Source organism: Exiguobacterium sp. SH3S1, assembly GCF_004337105.1.
GTDB lineage: Bacteria > Bacillota > Bacilli > Exiguobacteriales > Exiguobacteriaceae > Exiguobacterium > Exiguobacterium aurantiacum_A.
The window spans coordinates 79,054-103,380 of sequence record NZ_SJUW01000001.1; the positions used below are offsets into that span (position 1 = coordinate 79,054).

29 protein-coding genes are annotated in these 24,327 nt (G+C 52.2%); 2 read left to right on the plus strand and 27 right to left on the minus strand.

The annotated features are described in order from the left end of the window. Positions 1–4 precede the first annotated feature (4 nt). The gene (locus EVJ26_RS00410) at positions 5–880 is read left to right on the plus strand and encodes a YitT family protein (protein WP_016509982.1); all 876 of its coding nucleotides are present in this window, start codon (positions 5–7) and stop codon (positions 878–880) included. 663 nt (positions 881–1,543) lie between these two features. On the opposite strand, the gene EVJ26_RS00415 is transcribed toward EVJ26_RS00410, so the two are convergent. From EVJ26_RS00415 to prsW, 27 genes are all read right to left on the minus strand, one after another. After that, the gene (locus tag EVJ26_RS00415) at positions 1,544–2,008 is read right to left on the minus strand and encodes a GreA/GreB family elongation factor (protein ID WP_131467751.1); all 465 of its coding nucleotides are present in this window, start codon (positions 2,006–2,008) and stop codon (positions 1,544–1,546) included. A gap of 50 nt (positions 2,009–2,058) precedes the next feature. Further along, a complete protein-coding gene (locus EVJ26_RS00420) occupies positions 2,059–2,742 on the minus strand; it encodes a zinc metallopeptidase (RefSeq protein ID WP_131456121.1) in 684 nt (227 codons plus the stop codon). A gap of 38 nt (positions 2,743–2,780) precedes the next feature. After that, the gene (locus tag EVJ26_RS00425; RefSeq protein ID WP_070327423.1) at positions 2,781–3,398 is read right to left on the minus strand and encodes a DUF1405 domain-containing protein; all 618 of its coding nucleotides are present in this window, start codon (positions 3,396–3,398) and stop codon (positions 2,781–2,783) included. A gap of 88 nt (positions 3,399–3,486) precedes the next feature. Beyond that, on the minus strand, positions 3,487–4,281 hold the full coding sequence (locus EVJ26_RS00430; protein WP_070327424.1) for a menaquinol-cytochrome c reductase cytochrome b/c subunit: 795 nt from the start codon (positions 4,279–4,281) through the stop codon (positions 3,487–3,489). A gap of 33 nt (positions 4,282–4,314) precedes the next feature. Next, positions 4,315–4,986 (minus strand): menaquinol-cytochrome c reductase cytochrome b subunit, encoded by a 672-nt coding sequence (qcrB, locus tag EVJ26_RS00435; protein WP_016509980.1) that lies wholly within the window; start codon positions 4,984–4,986, stop codon positions 4,315–4,317. 16 nt (positions 4,987–5,002) lie between these two features. Then, entirely contained in the window at positions 5,003–5,506 is a 504-nt protein-coding gene (locus EVJ26_RS00440) for a QcrA and Rieske domain-containing protein (RefSeq protein ID WP_131456123.1), read from the minus strand. Between the two features lie 110 nt (positions 5,507–5,616). Next, positions 5,617–6,057 (minus strand): DUF2487 family protein, encoded by a 441-nt coding sequence (locus tag EVJ26_RS00445; RefSeq protein ID WP_236635468.1) that lies wholly within the window; start codon positions 6,055–6,057, stop codon positions 5,617–5,619. Between the two features lie 166 nt (positions 6,058–6,223). Continuing rightward, positions 6,224–6,757, minus strand: coding sequence for a ReoY family proteolytic degradation factor (locus EVJ26_RS00450; protein WP_016509965.1), 534 nt, complete (start codon positions 6,755–6,757; stop codon positions 6,224–6,226). A gap of 24 nt (positions 6,758–6,781) precedes the next feature. Beyond that, the gene (locus tag EVJ26_RS00455; protein ID WP_131469602.1) at positions 6,782–8,053 is read right to left on the minus strand and encodes a tetratricopeptide repeat protein; all 1,272 of its coding nucleotides are present in this window, start codon (positions 8,051–8,053) and stop codon (positions 6,782–6,784) included. Positions 8,054–8,088: 35 nt separating this feature from the next. Beyond that, complete coding sequence (gene aroA, locus EVJ26_RS00460; RefSeq protein WP_131456125.1) at positions 8,089–9,339, minus strand: 3-phosphoshikimate 1-carboxyvinyltransferase; 1,251 nt, start codon at positions 9,337–9,339, stop codon at positions 8,089–8,091. Beyond that, complete coding sequence (locus EVJ26_RS00465; RefSeq protein ID WP_131456128.1) at positions 9,339–10,388, minus strand: 3-dehydroquinate synthase; 1,050 nt, start codon at positions 10,386–10,388, stop codon at positions 9,339–9,341. Before EVJ26_RS00465 ends, aroA begins: the two co-directional genes overlap by 1 nt. Further along, a complete protein-coding gene (gene aroC, locus EVJ26_RS00470) occupies positions 10,382–11,545 on the minus strand; it encodes a chorismate synthase (RefSeq protein WP_131465238.1) in 1,164 nt (387 codons plus the stop codon). The genes EVJ26_RS00465 and aroC overlap by 7 nt, the downstream gene beginning before the upstream one ends. 10 nt (positions 11,546–11,555) lie before the next feature. Beyond that, positions 11,556–12,335, minus strand: a complete 780-nt coding sequence (locus tag EVJ26_RS00475) for a CheR family methyltransferase (protein WP_070327943.1) — start codon at positions 12,333–12,335, stop codon at positions 11,556–11,558. A gap of 117 nt (positions 12,336–12,452) precedes the next feature. Next, positions 12,453–12,869, minus strand: coding sequence for a nucleoside-diphosphate kinase (gene ndk / locus EVJ26_RS00480; RefSeq protein ID WP_131456130.1), 417 nt, complete (start codon positions 12,867–12,869; stop codon positions 12,453–12,455). A 91-nt stretch (positions 12,870–12,960) separates the two neighbouring features. Further along, the gene (locus EVJ26_RS00485; protein WP_131456132.1) at positions 12,961–13,923 is read right to left on the minus strand and encodes a polyprenyl synthetase family protein; all 963 of its coding nucleotides are present in this window, start codon (positions 13,921–13,923) and stop codon (positions 12,961–12,963) included. Positions 13,924–13,926: 3 nt separating this feature from the next. Continuing rightward, positions 13,927–14,628 (minus strand): demethylmenaquinone methyltransferase, encoded by a 702-nt coding sequence (locus tag EVJ26_RS00490; protein ID WP_131469603.1) that lies wholly within the window; start codon positions 14,626–14,628, stop codon positions 13,927–13,929. Between the two features lie 20 nt (positions 14,629–14,648). After that, positions 14,649–15,221 carry a heptaprenyl diphosphate synthase component 1 gene (locus tag EVJ26_RS00495; protein WP_131456134.1) on the minus strand — a complete coding sequence of 191 codons (573 nt, stop codon included), beginning with the start codon at positions 15,219–15,221 and terminating at the stop codon, positions 14,649–14,651. Positions 15,222–15,348: 127 nt separating this feature from the next. Continuing rightward, complete coding sequence (locus EVJ26_RS00500) at positions 15,349–15,624, minus strand: HU family DNA-binding protein (RefSeq protein WP_198010937.1); 276 nt, start codon at positions 15,622–15,624, stop codon at positions 15,349–15,351. A 107-nt stretch (positions 15,625–15,731) separates the two neighbouring features. Continuing rightward, entirely contained in the window at positions 15,732–16,433 is a 702-nt protein-coding gene (locus tag EVJ26_RS00505) for a hypothetical protein (protein WP_201738317.1), read from the minus strand. Positions 16,434–16,445: 12 nt separating this feature from the next. Beyond that, the gene (locus EVJ26_RS00510; RefSeq protein WP_070327435.1) at positions 16,446–16,646 is read right to left on the minus strand and encodes a DUF2768 domain-containing protein; all 201 of its coding nucleotides are present in this window, start codon (positions 16,644–16,646) and stop codon (positions 16,446–16,448) included. 80 nt (positions 16,647–16,726) lie between these two features. Continuing rightward, complete coding sequence (locus EVJ26_RS00515; RefSeq protein WP_131456138.1) at positions 16,727–17,770, minus strand: NAD(P)H-dependent glycerol-3-phosphate dehydrogenase; 1,044 nt, start codon at positions 17,768–17,770, stop codon at positions 16,727–16,729. Between the two features lie 17 nt (positions 17,771–17,787). After that, the gene (gene der, locus EVJ26_RS00520; protein WP_035386714.1) at positions 17,788–19,098 is read right to left on the minus strand and encodes a ribosome biogenesis GTPase Der; all 1,311 of its coding nucleotides are present in this window, start codon (positions 19,096–19,098) and stop codon (positions 17,788–17,790) included. A 129-nt stretch (positions 19,099–19,227) separates the two neighbouring features. Then, positions 19,228–20,376, minus strand: a complete 1,149-nt coding sequence (gene rpsA / locus EVJ26_RS00525; protein WP_070327437.1) for a 30S ribosomal protein S1 — start codon at positions 20,374–20,376, stop codon at positions 19,228–19,230. A 141-nt stretch (positions 20,377–20,517) separates the two neighbouring features. Continuing rightward, entirely contained in the window at positions 20,518–21,141 is a 624-nt protein-coding gene (locus tag EVJ26_RS00530) for a lysophospholipid acyltransferase family protein (RefSeq protein WP_131456140.1), read from the minus strand. Beyond that, positions 21,138–21,815: a (d)CMP kinase gene (gene cmk, locus EVJ26_RS00535; protein WP_070327439.1), complete on the minus strand. Its 678-nt coding sequence runs from the start codon at positions 21,813–21,815 to the stop codon at positions 21,138–21,140. The genes EVJ26_RS00530 and cmk overlap by 4 nt, the downstream gene beginning before the upstream one ends. 74 nt (positions 21,816–21,889) lie before the next feature. Continuing rightward, a complete protein-coding gene (locus EVJ26_RS00540) occupies positions 21,890–22,555 on the minus strand; it encodes a flagellar brake protein (protein ID WP_070327440.1) in 666 nt (221 codons plus the stop codon). Between the two features lie 19 nt (positions 22,556–22,574). Then, positions 22,575–23,231 carry a glutamic-type intramembrane protease PrsW gene (prsW, locus tag EVJ26_RS00545; RefSeq protein ID WP_131456142.1) on the minus strand — a complete coding sequence of 219 codons (657 nt, stop codon included), beginning with the start codon at positions 23,229–23,231 and terminating at the stop codon, positions 22,575–22,577. A 108-nt stretch (positions 23,232–23,339) separates the two neighbouring features. Between prsW and EVJ26_RS00550 the strand changes: the two genes are divergently transcribed. Further along, entirely contained in the window at positions 23,340–24,311 is a 972-nt protein-coding gene (locus tag EVJ26_RS00550) for an asparaginase (RefSeq protein ID WP_070327442.1), read from the plus strand. The last annotated feature ends 16 nt before the right edge of the window (positions 24,312–24,327 follow it).

Sequence of the window (24,327 nt, forward strand, 5' to 3'; positions counted from 1 at the left end):
CCACATGACGGTACAATTACCGATTCGGTTTCGCAATATATTCTTTATTCTCATCGGTTCATTCATTTTTGCGTTCGGCGTGTTTCATTTTAACGTCCAAAACAACTTGGCCGAAGGCGGTTTCACCGGGATCACGTTGATTCTGCGCGGCTTGTTCGGTTGGTCGCCATCGATCACGAACTTGGCACTCAATCTGCCGCTCTTCTTCGTCAGCTACAAGCTGCTCGGGCGGACGACGTTCATCTATACGCTCGTCGGGACGTTCAGCTTTTCGCTCTGGTATGGGCTGATCGCCAAGTACTCGAACCTCGTCATCGATTTGACCGATGACATGGTGCTCGCGAGTTTATTCGCCGGTCTGTTCATCGGCGTCGGTCTCGGCATCATTTTCAACAACGGCGGGACGACCGGGGGCATCGATATTATCGCTCGCCTCGTCCAACGTTACGTCGGTTGGTCGATCGGCAAGACGTTCCTCGTGTTCGACTTTTTCGTCATCGTCCTCAGTTTGACGTATCTCGACATCCGCGAGGCGATGTATACGCTCCTTGCCGTCTATATCGGCGCCCGCGTCATCGATTCGATGCAGGAAGGCACATATGCCGGTAAGGCCGCGATGATCATCAGCGACCACCGGACCGCCATCGCCGACGGCATCCACGCGACGATGAACCGCGGGACGACCCGCCTGCTCGCGAAAGGCGGCTATTCGAATAAAGAGCTCGAAGTGATTTACGTCGTCGTCGGACGCAACGAGGTCAACCGCCTCAAGACGATCGTCAAACAGATCGACCCGCACGCTTTCGTCACGTTCCATCACGTATACGAAGTCGGCGGCGAAGGATTCACGTTCGACGAGAATCGCGTTCCTTTGAAATAAATCACACCAAATTTGAAGCTAAGTTGTGTTTCTCTTCTCCTTATTGGACGAGATATAGTTCATCCATAGTTCTCCATATAGCGCACACCAATTGCTGCGCGGTAGGATAGTATGGTGGTCTACACATTTCAGAGGGAGGTTATATTTTGAAAAGACACGCTCGTTGTATGAAGTCGTATATTTCTAATATGATCTTTGGTAATCCAGTATGATGAAAAAAGCGATCTTTATCTCCTCACTATTTGTAATATTGGTCTTAGTGTTTACGACTTATGTATTTATGGATAGCTCGGTGATCTCCGTGACTGAGAAAGTAAAGGTTACTACGAAAGACCAGTCTGAGACAGAGCAATGGATCATACTCGCAAACGAGAAGAAAGTTTACATTGCTGACGTTAGTATATGGGCTTTACTGAACGAGGATGAAGAGTATATTATCTCTTACGAGTCTAAGAAAAACTCAGATAAGAAAATATTAACCTCAGTTGTTCCACGCGACTTCAATGGACAATTTTAGTTTTCAAAGACATGTTAAACTTGAAATAAGATTGAGTCATCACCTAATAGATTGATAAGAAAGAGGCCACCTAGAGCGACTTGTTTGCTCTAGGTGGCCTCTTCTCATTGGAAAAAACCGGCTCGTTCTGTCTCCACTTCGTTTTATCATCGTTCGATCCGTTTGATTTCAAAGTAAAGGGCACCGCCCGGCGAATCGATACTAGCCGTCTCCCCGACTCGTTTTCCGATCAAGCCGCTTCCGAGTGGGGACGAGACCGAGATCGTCCCGTTCGCCAAATCAGCCTCGAGCTCACCGACGATCCGATACGTCTCGTCCTCACCGTCCGGCAGTTCCCGGATCCATACCTCCACTCCGAAACCGACGCGATCCGTTGGCGCATCTTCCTCGATCATCGCGTCGGCAAGCACGCGCTCGAGTTCAACAATTTTCGCCTCGATGCGCTCCTGTTCCCGGATCGCCTCAAAGTACGTCACGTCTTCTCTAAAGTCACAAAATTTGCGCGCCGTCTTCACTCGTTCGAGCGCCTCGCTCCGACCGCTTCCGCGGAGCGACTCGAGCTGTTCGATGAGACGGAGACGGCCTGACTTCGTCAACTGTGGTTTTGCCATACAATTACCCTCCTCATACAAAAAAATCCCGTCAGTCGACGGGATCGATTCTATTCATCACGTGGCATAAAGACGATCAGTGCGAGACGGATCAGTTCGGCAACCGCGACAAGTGTCGCTGCGACATAAGTCCAAGCAGCCGCGTTCAACACTTTACGGGCACCTGACTCTTCCGTCGCCGTCACGATCCCGTGGCTCGTCAGTTCGGTCATGGCGCGTTTCGAGGCGTCAAATTCGACCGGGAGCGTGACGAGTTGGAACAAGACCGCCCCGAGCATCATGACGACACCGAGCTGGGCGAGTCCCATCGCACCTAAGAGGAAACCTCCTATGAGCAGCGGGAACGACAAGTTTGACGTGATGTTCACGACCGGCACGAGCCGATGGCGGACACGCATCATCTTATAGTCCGTCGCGTCTTGGACGACGTGGCCGATCTCATGGGCCGCGATCGCTGCCGACGAAATCGTTGATCCTTGATACACTTCGCGCGACAAGCGGACGACTTTATGTGTCGGGTCGTAATGGTCACTCATCAAACCGTCGACCATCTCGATGCGGACATCGTGTACACCGTTTTGTTTCATGATGAAGTCAGCGACTTGAGCGCCGGTGACACCGCTTTGAAGTGGTTGTTGTAAAAACTTTTTGTACGTACTTTTCACTCGCATCTGGGCCCATAACGGGATGAGCATGATCAGCGCGAGATAGAAAATATAGCCACCTAATGACATTTTCTATATCACCTCTGCGTATATTTGATATCTAGATTTTACATTCTTATGAACTTATTATCAAGCGAAGCGCGCAGGATGAGTCGGTATCCCACAAAAAAACATATTCCCGTCAACCAGAACGACCCGTAGCCGATCCACATAATATGCTCGGCGAGCGACGGATAACGCGGCCATTGTCCGAGTACGTAGTCGACGACGTCGTTATGGATGACCCAGATGAGCGTCAAGACGAACGACGACACGGTCCAACGCATGAACGGGGCGTATAGAAACGCCTGGACCGCCATCGCACCGTGAGACAGCATGAGCATGACGGCCATGAGCACGATGAACGTATCCGCGTCGTCTCCTAGCTTCATGAGGAACAAGACGTTCATGACGACGGCCCAGACCCCGTATTTGACGAGTGTGATGAAGGCGAGTGTCTCGATGAGCGGTGAGCTTTTCTTGAGCAGCCACAGCGCCAGGACGATTGTGAAAAATAGTGACGCCGTCGGGCTGTCCGGTACGAACGGCCAATAGATGAGCGGCGTGTCGCGAAGCTGCGGTTCATACCAGACGTATCCGTAAATCGTGCCGAGCAGATTGACGATGAAGAGGAATGTTAACACGGCTTTATGTTTTAGAAAGGGAAGCAACAGCGTATAGTTCATGAAATCATTCCGTCCTTTTTTTCTTTATTGTAGCTTGCGTGACCGATAAGTAAAAGAGTGTAGCCCATAGGGGACTACACTCGATTGCTTACTGGTTATTTTCGCCGCCTTCACCGTATGAGGCGAGGAACTCGGACATGGCTTGGAGGTCTTCATCCGAACCGTCCCACTGACCGGCCGGCATCGTGCCGACACCGTTGACCGCGATCTCCGCGATCTCTTCAGCCGTGTAGGCCGTTCCGATGAGTCCTGGAGCTGCCGCCCCGCCCTCGAGGTTTTGACCGTGGCAGTTCACACAAGACTGGGCTGCATAAATCTCATAGCCAGGTGCGGCTGTGTCGATTTCCGGACCTTCACCCGGTACGACTAAGATTCCTTGCTCATGAACTTGATCCCAATGCGTCGTTTGAACAGATTCCCACGTCAAGTACATGATCGAGAGAATCCCGAGCAGCATGAAGCTGATCGCGACCGGTCGTTTGGCCGGCCTGCGCTCGATTCCTTGGTCGAGCCACGGTGCGATCAAGAGCGCCGTGAACGCGACCCCAGGCAAGATGACCGTTCCAAGAAGGATCCAGTCCCCCGCCGCGAATTGATACTTGAGCAATTGATACAAGAACAAGAAATACCAGTCCGGTAACGGAATGTATGACGTGTTCGTTGGATCGGCGATGTTTTGGAGCGGTGCTGCCTCGACGATCGTCAAGGCGATGAATCCGATCAAGAAGACCGAACCGACCATCCACTCTTTAAGCAAGAAGTTCGGCCAGAACGCTTCTGTGCGTCCTGGATATTCAGAATAGTCTTTTGCAATATTTTGTTTCCGATTCCCGATTCCTACTCGAGAGTCGGTTACAAATTTCATCCCTTTACCGCGATGCATATCGTTTCTCCTCCTTTTTGTCTTCGAATCGGCTTATAGCGGTCCAGATATTCCTTGTTTACGAATCATCAGGAAGTGGGCTCCGAGGAGTCCGAACAAGGCCGCCGGTAAGAAGAAGACGTGAATGGCGAAGAAGTTCGTGAGCGTCCGTGCCCCGACGATCTCACCACCGGCGAGAAGGGTCTTGGCGATTCCACCAATGACAGGAACACTTTCGGCAATTTGAAGCGTAACTTTCGTTGCGAACAACGCTTTCATATCCCAAGGTAACAAGTAACCTGTAAGACCGAGCGCCAAGACGACGAAGAACAAGAGGACTCCGACGACCCAGTTGAGTTCGCGTGGTTTCTTATACGACCCGGTGAAGAACACGCGGAGCGTGTGTAAGAACAACATGACGATCGCGACCGATGCGCCCCAATGGTGCATCCCACGAACGATTTGTCCGTGTGCGATTTCGTTTTGTAAATAATACACCGATGCGTGGGCATTGATGATATCTGGAACGTAGTACATCGTCAAGAACATCCCTGACAGAATTTGAATCACGACCGTGAAAAATGTCAGACCGCCGAAGCAATAAACAAATGCTGAAAAGTGATGGGCAGGGTTGACGTGTTCCGGTACTTCATGGTCAGCGATGTCGCGCCATAACGGCGTGATGTCGACGCGTTCATCGACCCAATCATAAATTTTTTGTAACATCGACTATTTCCCCCTCTCACAACTGTGCGACTGGACTGCCTAAGTATAGGAAGCCGTCTTTTTCTTCTTTTTCATAGCGTGCCAGCGGTGATGTCGGAGGTGTACCCGGAATGTTCGTTCCGTCTTTTTCGTAACGTCCGAAGTGACACGGACAGAAAAATTCTGACGGTCTTGTCGGATCTCCACCATAAGCTACTTGACAGCCAAGATGCGTACAGATTGGAGAGAGTGCAACTACTTCACCGTTCTCGTCTTTGAACACCCATGCTGAAAGTGTTTCTTCAAATTCATACCAAGCGTCTTGCGTTTGTTTTTTAAAGTCGACACGTTGCGGCTCAGTCGTGATGTCGTCAAGACTCATGACCTTCACTTTGTCGCCCGCACCCGATTTTTTCAAGACCGGATCGATCGCAAAGTTGACCATCGGACTGATCAATGTTGCCGCCATAAAGCCACCTACACCAGTTAACGTATACGTTAAGAACTGACGGCGTGTGACTTTTGACCCATTTTGAGCCATTTCGTTCCCCCCTCATTCGTGTGCATAACCCCATAATTCTTTATGCATTCTTCACAAAAATTTCTCACTCACCAAAATAGTATATCAATAAAACCTCTACGTCAACCGCTTCATGTCGCCATCCAACGGCCCGAAAGCTCTGTAATGACTTGTGTCGCAAAATTTTGGACCATCGTGTGCGACTGCTCCCCCGACATGCCTTTCAAGGCAAGCGGCGGAACGAATATGACCGGTAACTCGAACGCTTTGAAGCGAACGTCTGAAGAGATGAACAACACGTGGGTAAACCCGGCCGTCGTTGCTTTTGTCATGACTGCGCGTGCAAGTTCATACCCGGCCTCGACATCGAGATAGCTAAGCGTCGGATTCAGCATCGTCCGTCCAGACAGCTGTCGTTCGGTTTCAAGCGCCACCGCTTGGACGACCTCGTAGCTTTCGGCTTTACGCACCATCTCCTCATCAAACGCCAGTTCGACGAGTGGGACGATGAGCGTATCGACGTATTGGCGTTCGGTCAGCGATTTCAACGCATCCATGCCATCGAACCTCATCTTCCTCCTCCTCTCTTTAGAAGACATACATCATCATGTCCATTGTAGCGTACCTACATTCGCTTCCTCTCGAAAGTTATGAACGAAATGTGAAATTATTGTGTATTCCTACGTCATTAATATACCAAAAAACAAGCGCTTCCCATAACGGAAGCGCTTGTTTTTTCTAAAATAATTTCGATGCTCTCACTTGATGAAGTTTGCTCGTCAAATTACGAAACAGCTTCTCGTCCCGGCGATCAAGCGCCTCGTCGATCTCGACGAGCAGACGCTCTTCCTCGAACTGGGCGACCGATGCTCGAATGACCGTCTGGGCCGAGTTCGTCACTTCGTCTTTAATCTCGGCGACAGGCTCAAACGGATTGAGCTCGACGATGTCGATCCAACTCTCATCAATCATCATCCCTTGAAAGTTTAGTTCGACATAAATCGTCCCGTCGTGGAGCCGAATGTCATGGTACGCCTTTTCCGGATTGACCGTGATGAGGTCACCTCGTCGGTAACGGAACGGTTCCCCTTCGAAGCCGTACGCCGTCATGACGAGGCTGCGCGGTGAAACCGAGGCGTTCGTCACGAAATGAACGTTCCCAAGTTTTTCAGGATGTCTAAGCCAATAATCAATGATCCATTTGGCCTCTCGCTTACGAAGCGTATGATGAGCGAGGAATCGCTTTAAAAAATTCTTTTTCCGCTCGACCATATGACCCCATCTCCTTTATATTGATTAATCGCGATCCGTCAACAAGTCGATCCGCTCTTCGAGAATTTGGCGGTCGATCATATCCACGGTGAGCGCAAGCGTTTGCTCGAGCACACGCTGCGCCTTGTCACGCTGTCCTTCTTCTACCAATAGTGTAGCCCATTCAGTCGAAAATGACACGTCCTCTTTATAAACTTGTTCGATCGAGGTGTATAGATTGACGGCCTGCTCATAGTCCTCGAGTTCATAGGCGGCTTTCGCCTTGTACCACGTCATGAGCGTCGACGTCGAGTGCTCCTCGAGCGCATCGATCGTCTCGAGTACGGCTTCCATGTCTCCCGCTTCGAACAAGATTGACAACAGCAGTTCGGTCGCTTGAAGCGATTCCGGGTTCAAGGCGAGCGCTTCGCGAAGTTCATTGACCGCTTCGTCTGTGCGGCCTTGCTTCAAGAACAGCTTCGCTTTGACGGTGCGCAGCTCATCGTTATAGTCGTCACGGTCGATCCCTTGATCGATCACTTCGAGCGCTTCATCGATGCGACCGAGTTCCTCGAGCGCTTCCGTATACGGCAAGTAAAGCGATGTAAAGTCAGGGTCCATCAAGCGGAGCTCTTCGAACTGTTTGATGGCGACCTCATCACGCCCGATACGGCGGGCCGTCATCGCATGTCCGAACACGGTGTTCAGATTGCGGTTCTCTGTCTTCTCGAATTCATCGAGCGCTTCTTCGAACGAGCCGATCATCGTCAGTGCTTCGGCGTAATCGGCTTGATAGTCGAGCTCTTCGGGCAATCGCAAGTGCGGTAAGCGCGCATAGAGCGGTACCGCCTGTTCAAACGAACCGATCGAGGCGTATAGTTCGGCCAGCCCATAGACGAGCAGCGGCTCGTCCGGATTCGCCTGTAACGCTTCCATCAATTTTTTGACCGCGACTTCGTCAAGTCCTTGTGATTGATACAAATCAGCTAACAAGACGAGACTTCTCATGTGCGCCTCTTTGTCGCTCGCATCGATCGTTTCAAGGACGGCAATCGCTTCTTCTTCCCGGTCGCTGTCGAGATACGCTTCAGCGAGCGACAGCGCCACGTGCGGGTTGCCCGCGTAGTCGACATACAGTGCTGCTAGTAAATTCACAGCCCGGTCGGCGAGGCCAAGTTCGAGATACAAGTCGGCAATCGCCAACCGATCTTCGTCCGAGCCTTCTGTCTCAAGCGCTTCAAGGTGCGCCAAGGCGTGCTCGGTCTCGCCTTTTTCGAGCATCTCGATTATATGGTTTAACACTGATTCGTCTAACATAATTAATTTCCTCCTACCACTTTCAGGTATTGCCGTTATTCTATCTCACGACCGAGCCGTTGTAAATCGTCACGAAAATGAGGGTAACTGATTTCAGAGGCTTCGATCCCGTCAATGATGACGGGTTCGTCGATCAGTAAAGCTGCCACTTGTAGCATCATCGATAGACGATGGTCCGAATGCGAGGACACATGACCAGCCTGAAGCCGGCTCGGGAAAACGCTGAACCCGTCTTCGGTCTCGCGGATATCGACACCGAGCGCCGCGAGCTCGCTCGCGACCGTCTTGATCCGATCGGTCTCTTTCACACGCAGTTCACCCGCATCCTTTACGACTGACGGGCTCGACGCCTGCGACGCGACGAGAGCGAAGAGCGGGAGTTCATCAATTTGTCGTGGGATGGCCTCGCCTTCGAGCGTCACCCCTTGAAGTTCGCTCGTCGTCACCGTCACATCTCCGACCGTCTCTTCCCCGAGTGGTCGCAGCCGAGTGATTTCGACGTTCGCCCCCATGCGCTCAAGTGTTCGTAAAAAGCCGATTCTCGTCTCGTTCAAACAGACGTCGGTCGTCGTCACACGGCTGTTTGGGACGATGGCGGCCCCAGCCCAGAAGAAAGCAGCCGACGACGGGTCGGCTGGCACGTCGACCGTCGCCCCGTCGAGGTGACTTGGCGATAGCCGGATCGTCCGCACGCCATCTTCGTTCGTGATCTCGACGCGTCCACCAAACAGTGGCAACATCCGTTCCGTATGGTCGCGTGACAGCATCGGTTCACGGACAATCGTCGTCCCGTCAGCGCGAAGACCGGCCAATAGGACAGCCGACTTCACTTGCGCGCTCGCGACCGGTAACGTGTAATCGATCCCGCTCAAGCGCCGACCCTTGATCCGAACAGGCGCGAATTCGCCGTCGATGTCGGCCCCCATCTGTCGAAGCGGTTCGGTGATGCGACGCATCGGCCGTTTCGAGAGCGAGTCGTCTCCGACGAGCGTGAACTCACCCGAGTACCCGGAGACGAGACCAGAGAGCAGGCGCATCGTCGTCCCCGAATTCCCGCAGTCAAGCGTGGCCGGAACGACTGACGCGACGCCTTCGATCCGGAGCCGCTCGTCGAGTTCTTCGACGCTTGCCCCGAGACTACGGACCGCATCGATCGTCGAACGGCAATCTGCCCCAAGGAGCGGATTCATGACGACCGTCTCCCCGCTCGCTATCGCACCGAATAAGATCGCGCGGTGCGTGATCGACTTATCACTCGGTACGCGAATCAATCCATTCAACCCCATCAGAACCACCCTTTCAACTGTATGTATGCTTCAGCAAGCCGCTCGGACGGCACCGCCTCAACGGTAGCCGCTTCACCGAGCAACACGAAACGGACTTGTCCATCCCGATTTTTCTTATCGAGCCCCATCACCGTCAAATACGTCTCGAACGGTTTCCATTCAACCGGGCTGACGCGGCGCGCCCGCATCCAAGCGGCGAGCTTACTGGCCCGATCCGTATCCCCTCCGACGAGAAAGGCGTATACCATGCCGTACAGCACCGCCTCCCCGTGCGACAGCCGATACCGTTCGACCGACTCTAAAGCGTGCCCGAACGTATGACCAAAATTGAGCCACGCCCGGACACCGTGTTCCCGTTCGTCTGCCTCGACGACGACACGTTTCACTTCAATCCCGCGCGCAAGCCACATTTCCCAGTCTAGCGCACCACCGGACAACGCCTGAAACAGTTCGTCCTCGAATGAAGCAGCGAGGACGTAACGTGACAAGTAAGCATGTTTAATCAACTCACCGAGCCCGCTCAAGACGTCACGATTGCTCAGCGTCTCGAGACGGGACACGTTATAATGCACACCGATCGGTTGATAAAACGCACCGATCGCATTTTTAGACAACGGGTGGTTGACGGCGACTTTGCCGCCGATCGCTGAATCATGGGCGAGCACCGTCGTCGGTACTTGGATGTAACGGACCCCTCTCATATACACACTCGCGAGAAAACCGGCCAAATCCCCAATCATGCCCCCGCCAAAAGCGACGACGAGCGTGTCGCGGTCACAACGTGCGGTCAACCCGTCTGTCACGAGTTTTTCAACGGTCTCGAGTGATTTCGAGCCGTCACCCGGCGTGACGACCGACCAAACGATCTGCGGATGGATGCCGGCTAGGCGTTGTTTGAACACCTTACCGTGTAGCGCATCCACCGTCCGGTCTGTAATGACCCATACCGTCGAGCAGGCCGTGAAATAATCCACGCGGTCCAACCAGGCGTCGCTGTGTTCAATCGACACGTCATAAGGGACTGATGCGTCAACATGAATCGTCACCACGACCGGATTTCCTCACGATACGACTCGACCCGCGACTGAATTCGTTTGACGGTGTCGTGTCCGAACGTCTCACACAACTCACGCGCGAGTTCGAACGCGACGACCGCCTCGACGACGAGTGACGCAGCCGGGACGGCACAAGCGTCACTTCGTTCGATTTGAGCGAGGAACGGCTGTTTCGTATCGATATCGACCGATTGCAGCGGTTTGTAGAGCGTCGGAATCGGCTTCATCACGGCACTGCAGACGATCGGCATCCCGGTCGTCATCCCTCCTTCAAAACCGCCTAAATGGTTGCTCAGTCTCGTATACCCGGACTCGTCATAGGCGATCGGGTCCATTACTTCCGATCCTGGACGATACGCCATGTCAAATCCATCGCCAAAGGCAACCCCTTTGATGGCGTTGACGCTCATGACGGCGCGGGCGATGGCCGCATCGAGCTTGCGATCATATTGAACGTAAGAACCTAACCCTGGGATGACGCCATGCACTTCGGTGCAGACGACGCCACCGAGCGAATCCCCGGCCGCTTTCGCTTCATCAATCAAACGCATCATCGCTTCACCGGACGTTTCGTCAGTCGTGCGTACAGGTGACGCTTCGATGACGGTCCGAAGTTCTTCGAGTGCTGCGTAGTGCTTCGGCGCGGACTCGATGCCGCCGATCACTTTCACATAGCTGACGAGCGACATGCCGACTGCGTCGAGCAACTGCTTGCTGAGCGCACCGACAGCGACGCGGGCCGCCGTCTCCCGGGCACTCGAACGTTCGAGCACGTCCCGAAGGTCTCGGTGGTCATACTTGAGACCGCCGACAAGGTCAGCATGTCCCGGACGAGGCCGCACGACCCGGCGCTTGATTTCAAACTCGTCGTCGACCGGCTCTGCCTGCATGACGTTCCGCCAATGCGCATGGTCTTTGTTTTCAATCCAAAACGAAACAGGGGCTCCGGTCGTCATCCCATGACGAACCCCAGCCCTCACCTCGATTTTGTCTGATTCAATTTGCATTCGGCGTCCACGGCCGTAGCCCGACTGACGTTTCGCCAACTCGCCGTTGATTGCCTCGACGTCGACGCTTAAGCCGGCCGGGACTCCTTCGATGATGACGGTCAATCCCGGTCCGTGTGACTCTCCCGCTGTCAAATAACGCATATGCGCCACCTCACTCCTCAAATTTTTCGTAGAAGAAACTTTGTTTCATCTTGTATCCGTAACGCTTCGGCTGGAAGATTTGTTCAGTCCCTCCGACGAAGAGGACCCCGCCCGGACGAAGCGAGCGGTGGAACGACTTGTACACTTTCTCTTTCGCCTCTTCCGTAAAGTAAATCAAAACGTTTCGACAGACGATCAAGTCAAAGTTACGTTCGTAGACGTCAGCGAGCAAGTTATGCTTTTTGAACGTCACGAGTTTTTTAATCTCGTCCGAGACAAAATAGTCGTCATCTCGACGGGTGAAATAACGATCTCGAAACTCAGGCGGCAAATCGACGAGCGCCCGTTCATGATACTTGCCTTGTTTCGCTTTTTCGATCACCAAGTCATCTAGGTCAGTTGCTGTGATCGTGAACTGGGCGGGTGACAAATGCTTCGACAATAACATCGCAAGTGAATACGGTTCTTCTCCCGTCGAACAAGCCGCGCTCCAGACCCGGAGTTTCCCTTGGCTTCTGCGAATGAGCTCAGGCAACACGTCCGTCTCGAGCTGTTGCCAGCGGACCGGGTTTCGATAAAACTCGCTGACGTTGATCGTCATCCGGTCTAAAAATTCGTCGTACAAACCTCGGTCTGACTCCATCGCTTTAAAATACTCGATAAATGTGGCGTAGCCCTTCTTCTCGCGGAGCGCGACCATTCGTCTTTTCATTTGTGCTTCTTTGTATAAATTCAAGTCGATTCCAGACTTTAAATAAAACTTTTTTACGAAGATCGCATAATCATTTATCACCAGTTCTAACCTCAATTCTTTCTCTTATCCTAGATCAGGTCGTGCCCGAACATACGAAAGCGCTTTAATGCAAATAGAAAAAGGGACAGGAGGCCCCCGTCCCTTTTATCGTCATCAAACGTGTGATGTTTCAGTGGCGAACCAGAGCGATAATTCTCTCTCGGCACTTTCCACGCTGTCTGAACCATGGATGACGTTTTGTGACATTGTCGAGGCCAGGTCGCCACGAATCGTTCCCGGTTGCGCATCGAGTGGGTTCGTCTTGCCAATCATCAACCGAGACACGGCGACGACGTTCTCGCCTTCCCACTCCATCGCGACGACCGGACCTGACGTCAAAAAGGCGACGAGCTCTCCAAAGAACGGTTTTTCCTTATGTTCCGCATAGTGTGATTCTGCAACCTCAACTGACGGCGTCAGCATTTCGAGACGGTTCAACGTGTACCCTTTTTGCTCAAAACGTGTGATGATTTCCCCAATCAAACCACGTTTCACCCCGTCAGGTTTTACCATTAAAAATGTCTTTTCCATACCCCTAGTCCCCCTAAATCAATGTGTGTACCATGTACTTTATCAGTTTACACGGTCACCTTCATTTTTGAAAGGGGTTACAAGGCGTGAATCACCATTTTCGCTTGCCGATATATTCGGCAATCTCAATCAACGACCGTTTGTCCTGAATGTCCGGCAGTGAATCGAGACGCTGAATCGCCCGGCTCACGTAACGATCGATCGTGCGTTGACTTCGCTCAAGCGTCCCGTTCCGTTGCACTTCGCGGACGAGCGTCCGGGTCATCTCATCGTTCGAGGCGTTCGTGACTTGCTGTAACCGCTCATAAAACACAGGATCTTCTGATGAATAGAAGAGCGGCAATGTTTTATGCCCATGCTTCAAATCCTCACCGACGGGCTTACCGAGTTGAAAACTCTTCGCCGTGAAGTCGAGCAAATCATCCGTCATCTGAAACGCCATCCCGATATCGTAGCCGAACAACCGAAGTTGTTTGACGACGTCAGGTGACGCCCCGGAGACGACGGCCCCGGCCGCGCAACTCGTCTCGATCAAGAGTGCCGTCTTCCGGGCGATCCGGTCCAAGTACCGCTTCGGGGATTGCGCCCAGTCATATTGGTCTTGAATTTGATTGATCTCGCCGATACAGATCAGTTCCATCGTCTCCGCCATGATTTGCATCACTTCCGGGGAATCGACTTCGGACACGAGCCGAATCGCTTCCCCGAACAACGTATTACCGGTATACATGGCGACGCTCTCGTTATAACGTTCCATCACGGTCGGTTTTCCGCGGCGCAGCGTCGCGTCATCGATCACATCATCGTGAACGAGCGACGCCATATGAATCAGCTCGAGGCTGGCCGCAACTTTCGTCAGACGAATATCATTCCCAGTCCCAAATCCGGCACTGAGCAATACGAACGCCGGACGGATCCGCTTCCCCCCGGCATCTAGCAATTGTTTCGATGCGGCTTCGATCACCGGATGTTCCGTGTGGACCCGCGTCGACAAAAACCGATCAATCTGTTCGATTTCTCGGTTCATGTGGCGATAAAGTCGCTTTAAAGACATCGTTCACCACTTCTTTCCTAGGTGCATGGCGCACGCACCACCGGAAAACGCCTTGACTTCGACTTGCTCGAACCCGGCTTCTTCAAACATGCGCTTTAACGTCAACCGGTCGGGGAACTGATCCGTCGATTCTTGCAGCCACTTGTATTGATCATACGACCCGGCAAACACTTTGCCGAATAGCGGCATGACTGAACCAAAGTAAAATTTATAGAGCCCGCTGAATAGTGGTGCCGTCGGTTGGCTCGTCTCGAGACAGACCACGGTCCCGCCCGGTTTTAAGACGCGGTGCATCTCCCGGAGGACCGTCATATAATCAGGTACGTTCCGAAGGCCAAATCCGATCGTCACATAGTCGAATGAATGATCTCCGAACGGCAACTCCATCGCGTTCCCGTGAATGAGTTCGATCATCGGATAATCAGCCACTTTCTCGTGTCCGACAGCAAGCATATTTTCAGAAAAATCGAGTCCTTTGACGACCCCGGTGTTTCCGGCCGCCTCGGCGAGTTGAATCGTCCAATCGGCCGTCCCGCAGCAAACGTCCAAACATTTCGCGCCCGGGAACACTTGCATGCGCCGCATTGTCGCTCTGCGCCACCATTTATGCAGACGGAAACTGATGATCGAGTTCATCGTATCGTAGCTTGGCGAGATCGTTTGAAATACTTCATATACTTTTTGCTCTTTCTCTTTCTGTTGCAACACGTAACACCCTTTCCGTTCTAAGCGACAGCATGCTCGAGTAGTGTCGATAGCTGTTCTCTTTTTTCTTGGCGCAGTTCTGTTGCCTTCTGTCCGATGATTTCTTTCCCGTACGATGTCAAATAAGATTGACCTAGCAGTTCGGAAAACGTTTTGATTAATCCGAAGTTCGCTTCCATCCACGTCACAACAGCGACGTCCGTCCCCAAGGCGAGTGTGCACTTCGCGCCATTCACAAGCTGCACGGTTCGACCGAAACGGTTGCTATAGTCCGCTGGAAACATCGCCAATATTTTATAAAATTGAGCCGAGGCGTAATCTCCGGCGAGCACTTTAAGTTGCCGTTCAAGGGACCCGTTCGGGCACTCCTTCACTTGATCGTGCAGCTCGAGTGCTTGATGGGCAAAATAAGTCGCAAGCACGAGCTGTCGATGTTGATGCGATTCGAGTTCAATCATGTCGATCATCCAACGAAGTAAAGGCATGTCGACTGCGGGTACAATCTCGTGTCTCGTCAAATACGGATGAGTCATACGTTGTTCGATTTGACGAGCAAGGTCGGTGACAACGCTTTCGTTTGTCAACTGTTCCATGCTATCCCCCCTCGTCCTCTTCGTTGTCATTCTGACATAGTATAGCACATTTTTGTCACATTCACGCCATGTGAACTTGCTTTCAACTACAAAAAAAGCCGCCTCTCGGCGACTTATGTATTGCTCATTATTTGACCGCATCTTTAAGCGCTTTACCTGCTTTGAAGGCAGGAACTTTGCTTGCAGGGATTTCGATATCTTCTTTCGTACGTGGGTTGCGACCTTTACGGGCAGCACGTTCACGAACTTCAAAAGTACCAAAACCGATCAATTGAATTTTCTCACCGCTTTGGAGTGCTTCAGTGATTGATTCAAACGTTGCTTCTACGATTTTCGTTGCGTCTTTTTTAGACACATCTGCTTTCTCGACAACTGCGTTGATCAATTCAGTTTTGTTCATCACGATTCACCTCCTCTCACAGAGAGTTTACGGGATTAATCATATCGTACAAACGTTGATATGACAACATTTTTTAAGCGAAAAGGTCAGAAGCGGACACCTTGCTCGACTCAATTGTTTAAAAACTCGACCTCACCTTGATCATTAATCGTATACCCTTGCGAATAAGCCGGGGCGAACGGTGCGTCATCGTAGAGCAAATAACGAATATCCTCTCCTACTTTCGGCTCTGCATCCGTATTCTCAAGCGCGGCTTCGATATCAGCCCGGTAATCGACGAACAATTGACCAGTCCCATCCACATAGATCGGCAACTCGTTTTCTGTGTATGGGCTCGGGATGAACGGTTCTTCGGAGACGAAAACGAGGTCGTAATCGATCGTAAACTGATTCTTGCCGAGCGATCCTTTGAACGGATATTTCCCTTCTTTGACTCGGAACGAGTTGATATTCGTCTGCAGTTGTTGGAGGCGCTCGGTCACCCGCAAGTCAATCAGTTTGACCGTCGGCTCTGTCTCGGCGTCGACAAGGACGTATAAGAACAAGCCGCCCCCTTCGAAGCTGTTTGCCGGCGGGTCTGCCAAATAACCAGGGACGAGGCGGCTAAACTCGATCGGGTAACGTTCCATCAGCGGCGTCTCGGCCGGCTTTGTTTTGATCGGTAAGACACCGGTCGTCTCTTTGAACGAGTCGACCGCCGTCTGGACCGATTGCAACTGGTCCTCATACGGCACGTTGTCGACTCGGTTTGTTTCCGGGAACATGCAGCCGGCGAGCAGCGTCGCCGCTGCCAAACTGACGACTAAAAACATTCGTTTCACGGTTTACCCTCCTGTCGGTCCAGAAGCGACCACATAAATCATAATGATCGTTCCGAATAGAAAAATCACGAATGCGACGACTCGAATGAGCACCGCAAACCAGCCTGAAAGTTTCGTGTGGCTGACTGCCACCATGAGCGCAGCGACGGCAAATGCCCCAATCCCCGCAAATGAAATCCACATCTTGATGAGTGACGGTGTCACGTCTATCCCCTCGACTTTCTCTATAAATCTTACTCCGTAATTTAGTGTAGCAAAAAAAACAAAGGAACTGAACGAAAACGTCAGTTCCTTTGTTCTTCATCGCCCTCAAAATGGAAAACTTCTTCCATTTCATGTTTTTGCGGGCGTCTCATCAACTTTTTCACTTCATCGTGCGGACTTTTTCCTTCGAACAGCACGTTGTAGAGCGCTTCCGTGATCGGCATGTCGACGCCGGCTTCGCGGGCAAGTGTATGCGCCGCTTCACAGGCACGCACACCTTCGACGACCATACCCATCTGATCGAGTACGTCTTCAAGCTTCTCTCCACGTCCGATGGCGTTACCAGCTCGCCAGTTTCGGCTGTGCTGTGACGTCGCGGTCACGATCAGATCACCGATCCCGGTCAAGCCCGAGAACGATGCCGGGTTGGCGCCGAGTTTGACACCGAGCCGGGCGATCTCGACGATGCCACGCGTCATGAGGGCAGCTTTCGCATTGTCGCCGTATCCGAGCCCGTCCGTCATCCCGGCGGCGAGGGCGATAATGTTTTTAAGCGCGCCCCCGTATTCCGCTCCGATGACGTCAGAGTTCAAATAGACTCGGAACTGATCGTTTGTGAGCAGTTCTTGAATCTCATCAGCGACAAATAAATCCTCACACGCGATCGTGATCGTCGTCGGTTTGCGGACGGCCACTTCCTCGGCGTGGGTCGGGCCCGTCAAAACACCGATGGCTCGACGTTTTGACGGATCGATCTCTTCAGCGATGATCTCAGACAACCGCTTATGCGTCTTCGGTTCGATCCCTTTTGCGGCATGAACGATCGTGACCGGTTCCGTGAGCAGATCGTTCACTTCACGGGAAACCGGACGAATCGCCGAGCTCGGGACGACGAGGAAAATAATCGAGCGACCGAGAACCGCCTCTTTCAAATCGGTCGTTGCCCGGATCGACGCCGGAAGCGGCACATCTTTCAAGTAAGTCGAATTCGTATGCGACGTGTTGATCTCATGGACGTGATCTTCCTCACGTCCGTAGAGCATGACGTCGTGTCCATTGTCAGCGAGGACGAGCGATAATGCCGTTCCCCAGCTTCCTGCACCAATGACAGCTACTTTTGCCATATGAGGCACCCCCATTACTAGTTTTTCTGACGAGCCACGATGTGAATCGGTGTACCAGTAAAGTCAAACGCGCGGCGAATCTGGTTATCTAGATAACGTTTGTACGAGAAGTGAAGCAACTCGGGATCGTTGACGAACAACACGAACGTCGGTGGCTCGATCGCCACTTGCGTCGCATAGTTGATCTTGAGTCGTTGTCCTTTGTCCGTTGGTGTCGGGTTCATCGCGACCGCGTCGACGATGACATCGTTCAACACGCTCGTCGAAATACGCTGACGGTGTGATTCGGCAACTTGATTGATGACAGGCAGAAGCGTCTGCAACCGTTTCGACGTGAGTGCCGATAAGAATACGATTGGCGCATAGTCGAGGAACAGGAATTCCTTGCGGATCTTCTCTTCCATCTTCTTCATCGTCTTGTCGTCTTTCTCGACAGCGTCCCATTTGTTGACGACGAGCACGATCGCTTTCCCTGCTTCGTGGGCAAGTCCTGCGACGCGTTTGTCTTGCTCGATGATGCCTTCTTCACCGTCGATGACGACAAGGACGACGTTCGAGCGTTCAATCGCCTTTTGGGCACGCATGACACTATAACGTTCTGTCGATTCATATACTTTGCCGCGCTTACGCATACCGGCCGTGTCGATGATGACGTACTCTTGACCGTCACGTGTGAACGGTGTATCGATCGCATCGCGCGTCGTTCCGGCGATCGCCGAGACGATGACACGCTCTTCACCGAGAATCGCGTTCGTCAAACTCGATTTCCCGACGTTCGGGCGACCGATGAGCGAGAACTGAATGACATCTTCGTTGTATTCGTAATCGTCTTTGTCCGGCGCGAGTTCGAGGACACGATCTAACAGATCGCCAAGACCGAGCCCGTGTGTTCCCGAGATCGGGAACGGGTCGCCAAACCCGAGCGAGTAGAACTCATACATGAGCTCACGCATCTCGAAGTTATCGACTTTGTTGACGGCTAGCACGATCGGCTTGTTCGAACGGAACAACAAGTTCGCGACTTCTTCATCCGCTGCCGTGATCCCTTCACGACCGTTTACCATGAAGACGATGACGTCCGCCTCATCGATTGCGAGTTCGGCTTGATGACGCATCTGAACGAGAAGCGGCTCATCGCCGACCTCGATCCCGCCTGTGTCGATCAAATGAAACTTTCGGTTCAACCACTCACCCGTACCGTAAATACGGTCGCGTGTAACTCCCGGTTTGTCATCGACGATCGATACGCGATCACCGATGATCCGGTTGAAAATCGTGGATTTCCCAATATTCGGGCGGCCTACGATGGCCACTGCTGGAATTCCCATATAAACACCTCTTTAACTTTCATTCAAAAAATTATCGTTCTTATTTGCAACTGTACAATTATAGCACAGTCGAATATTAGTGACTATACAAAAAGAAGCGGGAGTATGACTCCCGCTTGAAGGACCGTCTTATTTAGAATCGTCCGAGGCGTTTTCACCTGTCAGTTCAGATACAGAGAATCCGCCTTGATCGCTATATTCGTCAAGCAGCGACTGCTCTTCATCATCGCGTGAACCGTCTTCTGATTCGAGTGCACGCATCGACAATGAGATTTTCTTCTCATCGAGATGGACGTCGAGCACTTTCACTTTCACTTCTTGTCCTTCAGACAAGACTTCAGATGGCGTCGCGATGTGTCGGTTCGCAATCTGAGAAATATGGAGCAACCCTTCGACTTGCGGCGCGACTTCGACGAACGCACCAAACGTGACGATGCGTTTGACTTTCCCCGCGATCACGTCCCCAGGTTGAATCTTGCCTTCAACCGATTCCCACGGTCCCGGTTGCGTCTCTTTGATCGACAATTTCACTTTTTCATTGTCGAGGTCAAGACCAAGTACTTTCACTTTCACTTTGTCACCTTCTGTGACGACATCACTCGGTTTTTCAACACGACTATGAGCCATCTCAGAAATATGGACGAGACCGTCGACGCCGCCGATATCGACGAACGCACCAAAGTCAGTTAGACGTTGGACGGTTCCTTCGATAATTTGACCGACTTCGAGCGATTCAAGCGTTTCCGCCTTCTTCGCACTCATCTCTGCCTCTGCCACTGCTTTATGCGACAAGATGACGCGGTTTTTTTCACGATCCATCTCGACGACTTTAACTGTAATCGGCTTGTGCAAGTATGATGAGAAATCTTCGACGAAGTGGTTTTCTACGAGTGAAGCCGGGATAAAGCCGCGGATGCCGATATCGACGACAAGACCGCCTTTGACCTTATCTTTCACCATGACTTCAAATACTTCGCCCGATTCGAATTTTTCAACGATTTGATCCCAAGCTGCCTCGGCATCTACGTCTTTCTTCGATACGACAACCTCTTCATCCGTGACCTTTTTCACTTTGACACGGATTTCGTCGTTGACATGGAGTGATTCGTTTAAATCGTCTAAATGCATGCTTGATACTTCGCTGATTGGCAAAATCGCCTCGGTTTTGTAACCGATATCAATTAACGCTTGCTTGTCCTCGATTTTGACGACGATACCGGTCACGATTTGACCTCGATTAATTTCAAAATCAGGCATATCTTTCATTTCTTCGACCATTCCAACACTACCCCCTCACGATGAGTACAAAAAGGAGCGCCCTAAGGCGCTTAACACCTAGTATAAACTTCTTATAATTCGACAGATTTGTCAAGGTGTTATCAGGTTTGTTCCTCTCATTGCAACAGATTAAACCTGAAATTAGCGAACGTTCTGTGAATGGGTCATGTACAGTTCGGCGATTGTCGCCATGATCAAATCGGCGGCATCTTGGGCACTCGCTTTGTCCGCTTTCAGTTGCGAGAAGTCGACCGGTTTGCCGATGACGACCTTCAACTTCGAACGGAACTTGTATTTACCGATGATCGCGATCGGAAGGACGGCAGCGTTTGAACGGAGGGCGAAAAAACCGACACCAGCCTGCGCCTTACCGAGCGATCCGTCTTTCGAACGGGTCCCTTCCGGAAAGATCGAGATGACCTCGTCCTCTTTCAACTTCTGAAGAACAGTACGTAGCGCTTGACGGTCTCCTTCCCCGCGTGACACCGGGATTTGCCCGGAGCGTGTCAAAATCCGTTTTAAAACCGGGACATCGAACAGCTCTTTTTTTGCAAAAAAACGAATTGGCCGTTGCTTCGGCACGGCACTGGCCAACAAGACGGGGTCCCAGTTCGACTGGTGGTTCGAACAGACGATGATCGAGCCGTCCTCAGGTACATTCTCACGACCGACATACTCGACGCGGAAGCTGAGCAGACGCATGATTCGAACGACGCCGACCGTTAACCGATACATCCCGAACGGGCCGTTATTGAGCGGCTTCATCGTCCGACCACCTGTTCCATGAGCTGTTCAACAGCCGTGACGACACCATCGATCGACAAATGGGTCGTGTCGAGGAAGTGGGCGTCATCCGCTTGACGGAGTGGAGCGACGACGCGCTCCGAGTCCCGCTTATCACGCAAGGCGATCTCTTGTTTCAATTGTTCGAAATCGCTCGGAAGACCTTTTGACACGTTCTCCTCGTGGCGACGACGGGCACGTTCCTCGACGGTCGCGGTCATGAACACTTTCAAGTCTGCCTCAGGCAATACGTGCGTCCCGATGTCGCGGCCGTCCATGACGATGCCGCCGTCCCGAGCCAAGTCACGTTGTAAATCCATAAGTGCGTCCCGGACCTCAGGCTGCCTTGCGACGAAACTGACGTTGTTCGTCACTTCACTCGTCCGAATGACTTCGGTCACTTCCTCGTCGCCGTCAAACACGCGTTGCCCGCTCTCGCTCGGGACGAGACGTAACTCCATCTTGCCGATCATCTCAGCGAGGGCAGGGCCGTCTTCTAATCCGACGTGCTGCTCGAGCGCGCGATATGTGACAGCCCGGTAGATTGCCCCGGTATCGATGTACACGTAACCTAACTTTTTAGCGAGCGTTTTAGCGATCGTGCTCTTGCCGGCTCCTGCCGGCCCATCTAATGCGATTTGTAGCGGTTTAGTCATAAAAATTGGGTATCGGCTCATTCCGATACCCACCTCCTCTCGGTCGTTTGTTCCGAGAACATCATACCAGTTTTTTAACGTGAAGAAAATACGGAGCCGGTCCGTTTTCTGGCTTCGAGCTGGGCCCGGAAACAATAACGTAAAATCGTCTCCTGGTCACGAGGCGTCAAGTCCTCAAAACAAAGTGACAGCTCGTGCTTTACGGCCTGCTCTTGAACCCGGACGAGACGGCTCTTGACGCGGAACGTCTGGGGCGTTCCTCGCTCGTCCTCGATCCGGAATACGACGATGACCGACTCATCGACGTCGACCGGCGAACGGTTCGCCACGACACGCATCCCGCCGGCCGACACGTCAAGTGACGTCGTCTCGAATGACGGAAACGCTTCGCCGTCTGCCGCGAGCACCGTCACGTTGATCATCTCCGGCACGCGCAAGTACTCGCGACGTTGGACCCGCTTGATTTTTTTCTCATCCGGCAAGTTAAACGCATAGCGAAGCGTCAGCTGGGCGTCACTGATCCGTTTCGTGACGACTGAATCGAAAGCGTACAGTTGATCTTCGCCTTTGAAAAAGTACAATCGCATCGGTTCATCCTCATGCAAAAAAAACGTCTTTAACGTCGCAATCTCGCTCGGAGATTCGATCCAGACGACACCACCGTTAATGGCAGCGATTTTCGTCTTCCCTTCGTTTCTCCCTTCAACTTCAACTCGTAACTCTTGACCAACTTTTAACATGAACCCGTTCCCCTTTTATCTATTTGTATTGACGACGATTTGATCGATTTGCAGTGCGGACGAGCAAGAGCGCGACCATCCATAGAATGACGATATAGAGGACGGCCGGCATCTTATCCGTCGATTCAACGAGTAAGATATAGTCAAACATTCCGTGCAGCAACGTTGCCGACATGACAGCGGTGAACAGCCAAAACCGTTCATGCGCGGAGTGTTTGGCCCGACCGAGACAAAAGCCCATCGCCACGGCGAAGAGCGCATGGCCGCTCACCGGCAAGACAGCTCGCCAAATCGCAATCTCGAGCGAGTCATAAACCCACAAGTATAGAAAATTCTCCAACGTGGCAAAGCCGAGTGAACAGGCGACCGCATAGAGAATCCCGTCGTAGTAATCATCAAAAACTTTATGTATGTATATTGTATAATAGATCATGAACCATTTAAAAAATTCTTCTAATAGAGCGGTGGCGACGAACGCTTGCCAAAACGGGCCGACAAGGACCCCTTCTTCCACAAACGCATATTGGACGAACATGATCGGAAAGACAAGAATGGCACCGGCGACAAACGAACGAATCACATAGCCGAGCGGTTCCGCTTCCAACTCATGCCGTAAATAGAAGTAGGAAAGAAGGGCGAATCCTGGCGCAACCGCAGACAAGGCGATTGCTATCATGATGCATCTCTCCTTTCTATCGTTAAGCATACACTGAATAAGCCGAAAGAAAAAGTAGCTAACGCCTAGAAAATGGAAGAAAAGGACAAAAAAAGTTGGAGGTCGACTATGAATCATCTATTACTCATCCATACCGGCGGCACGATCGCGATGTCGCAGACCGGTTCGGGCCACGTCTCACCAAGTGAGGTCAATCCGATTGACGCGACGTTGCCGAAAGCGACCGACATCGCAAAAATTACGACGAAGCACTTCTCAAACATTCCGTCTCCTCATATGACGCCCGAGAAGATGCTCGAGCTCGCCCAGTTCATCGCGCAGCAGTTGACGCAAGACACGTACGACGGCGTCGTCATCACCCACGGGACTGACACGCTCGAGGAGACAGCGTACTTCCTGCAGATCACGCTCGGTGCCCCCGTGCCGATCGTCTTGACGGGAGCGATGCGCTCGTCGAACGAGATCGGATCGGACGGCGAGTTCAATCTTATAACGGCGCTCCGGGTCGCAAGGAGCGAAGCCGCACGGGGCAAAGGGGTGCTCGTCGTCTTCAACGGCGAGATCCACTCGGCGTTCAACGTCACGAAGACGCACACCTCTTCCGTCGACACGTTCAAATCGGTCCACTTCGGAAACGTCGGGATGGTGACGAAGGACCACGTCCTCATCTACAGCCAACCGACAACGAGACAGCCGAAGATGATTCCAGCGATCACGAAACGGGTCGCCGTGTTGAAAGTTGTCGCCGGCATGGAACCCGACTTGCTAGAAGCCGTGCTCGACCTCGGCTACGACGGGCTCGTCCTCGAAGTGCTCGGTCAAGGAAACGTTCCACCGTCAATCGTCCCGGCACTCGAACGACTCGTCGACCACATCCCGGTCGTCATCGTCAGCCGCTGTTTTAACGGTATCGTTCAAGACGTGTACGGATATGAGGGCGGCGGTAAACAACTGAAAGAGATGGGTATCATCTTCTCGAACGGTCTCAATTCGCAAAAAGCACGGCTCCGTCTTCTCGTCGAGCTCGAATCAGGCTCGTCGCAACCGGTCATGGAACACAGCTTCAGCTTCCAGCAGTGACTTGCCATCTCAGCCT

Bases quoted from the DNA above. Each gene is read 5' to 3' on its own strand.
- EVJ26_RS00425 (WP_070327423.1), bottom strand. From the start codon at position 3,398: ATGAACTATACGCTGTTGCTTCCCTTTCTAAAACATAAAGCCGTGTTA.
- der (WP_035386714.1), bottom strand. From the start codon at position 19,098: ATGGGAATTCCAGCAGTGGCCATCGTAGGCCGCCCGAATATTGGGAAA.
- EVJ26_RS00450 (WP_016509965.1), bottom strand. From the start codon at position 6,757: ATGGTCGAGCGGAAAAAGAATTTTTTAAAGCGATTCCTCGCTCATCAT.
- EVJ26_RS00455 (WP_131469602.1), bottom strand. From the start codon at position 8,053: ATGTTAGACGAATCAGTGTTAAACCATATAATCGAGATGCTCGAAAAA.
- cmk (WP_070327439.1), bottom strand. From the start codon at position 21,815: ATGACTAAACCGCTACAAATCGCATTAGATGGGCCGGCAGGAGCCGGC.
- prsW (WP_131456142.1), bottom strand. From the start codon at position 23,231: ATGATAGCAATCGCCTTGTCTGCGGTTGCGCCAGGATTCGCCCTTCTT.
- qcrB (WP_016509980.1), bottom strand. From the start codon at position 4,986: ATGTTACAAAAAATTTATGATTGGGTCGATGAACGCGTCGACATCACG.
- aroA (WP_131456125.1), bottom strand. From the start codon at position 9,339: ATGGGGTTGAATGGATTGATTCGCGTACCGAGTGATAAGTCGATCACG.
- aroC (WP_131465238.1), bottom strand. From the start codon at position 11,545: ATGCGTTATTTGACAGCGGGAGAGTCACACGGACCGGGATTGACCGTC.
- EVJ26_RS00530 (WP_131456140.1), bottom strand. From the start codon at position 21,141: ATGAAGCCGCTCAATAACGGCCCGTTCGGGATGTATCGGTTAACGGTC.
- EVJ26_RS00420 (WP_131456121.1), bottom strand. From the start codon at position 2,742: ATGTCATTAGGTGGCTATATTTTCTATCTCGCGCTGATCATGCTCATC.
- rpsA (WP_070327437.1), bottom strand. From the start codon at position 20,376: ATGGTCGAAGAAATGAAAGATATGCCTGATTTTGAAATTAATCGAGGT.
- EVJ26_RS00540 (WP_070327440.1), bottom strand. From the start codon at position 22,555: ATGTTAAAAGTTGGTCAAGAGTTACGAGTTGAAGTTGAAGGGAGAAAC.
- EVJ26_RS00495 (WP_131456134.1), bottom strand. From the start codon at position 15,221: ATGGAACAGTTGACAAACGAAAGCGTTGTCACCGACCTTGCTCGTCAA.
- EVJ26_RS00515 (WP_131456138.1), bottom strand. From the start codon at position 17,770: ATGGCAAAAGTAGCTGTCATTGGTGCAGGAAGCTGGGGAACGGCATTA.
- EVJ26_RS00430 (WP_070327424.1), bottom strand. From the start codon at position 4,281: ATGCATCGCGGTAAAGGGATGAAATTTGTAACCGACTCTCGAGTAGGA.
- EVJ26_RS00505 (WP_201738317.1), bottom strand. From the start codon at position 16,433: ATGTTTTTAGTCGTCAGTTTGGCAGCGGCGACGCTGCTCGCCGGCTGC.
- ndk (WP_131456130.1), bottom strand. From the start codon at position 12,869: ATGGAAAAGACATTTTTAATGGTAAAACCTGACGGGGTGAAACGTGGT.
- EVJ26_RS00415 (WP_131467751.1), bottom strand. From the start codon at position 2,008: ATGGCAAAACCACAGTTGACGAAGTCAGGCCGTCTCCGTCTCATCGAA.
- EVJ26_RS00445 (WP_236635468.1), bottom strand. From the start codon at position 6,057: ATGAGGTTCGATGGCATGGATGCGTTGAAATCGCTGACCGAACGCCAA.
- EVJ26_RS00485 (WP_131456132.1), bottom strand. From the start codon at position 13,923: ATGTCTTTAAAGCGACTTTATCGCCACATGAACCGAGAAATCGAACAG.
- EVJ26_RS00550 (WP_070327442.1), top strand. From the start codon at position 23,340: ATGAATCATCTATTACTCATCCATACCGGCGGCACGATCGCGATGTCG.
- EVJ26_RS00410 (WP_016509982.1), top strand. From the start codon at position 5: ATGACGGTACAATTACCGATTCGGTTTCGCAATATATTCTTTATTCTC.
- EVJ26_RS00440 (WP_131456123.1), bottom strand. From the start codon at position 5,506: ATGGCTCAAAATGGGTCAAAAGTCACACGCCGTCAGTTCTTAACGTAT.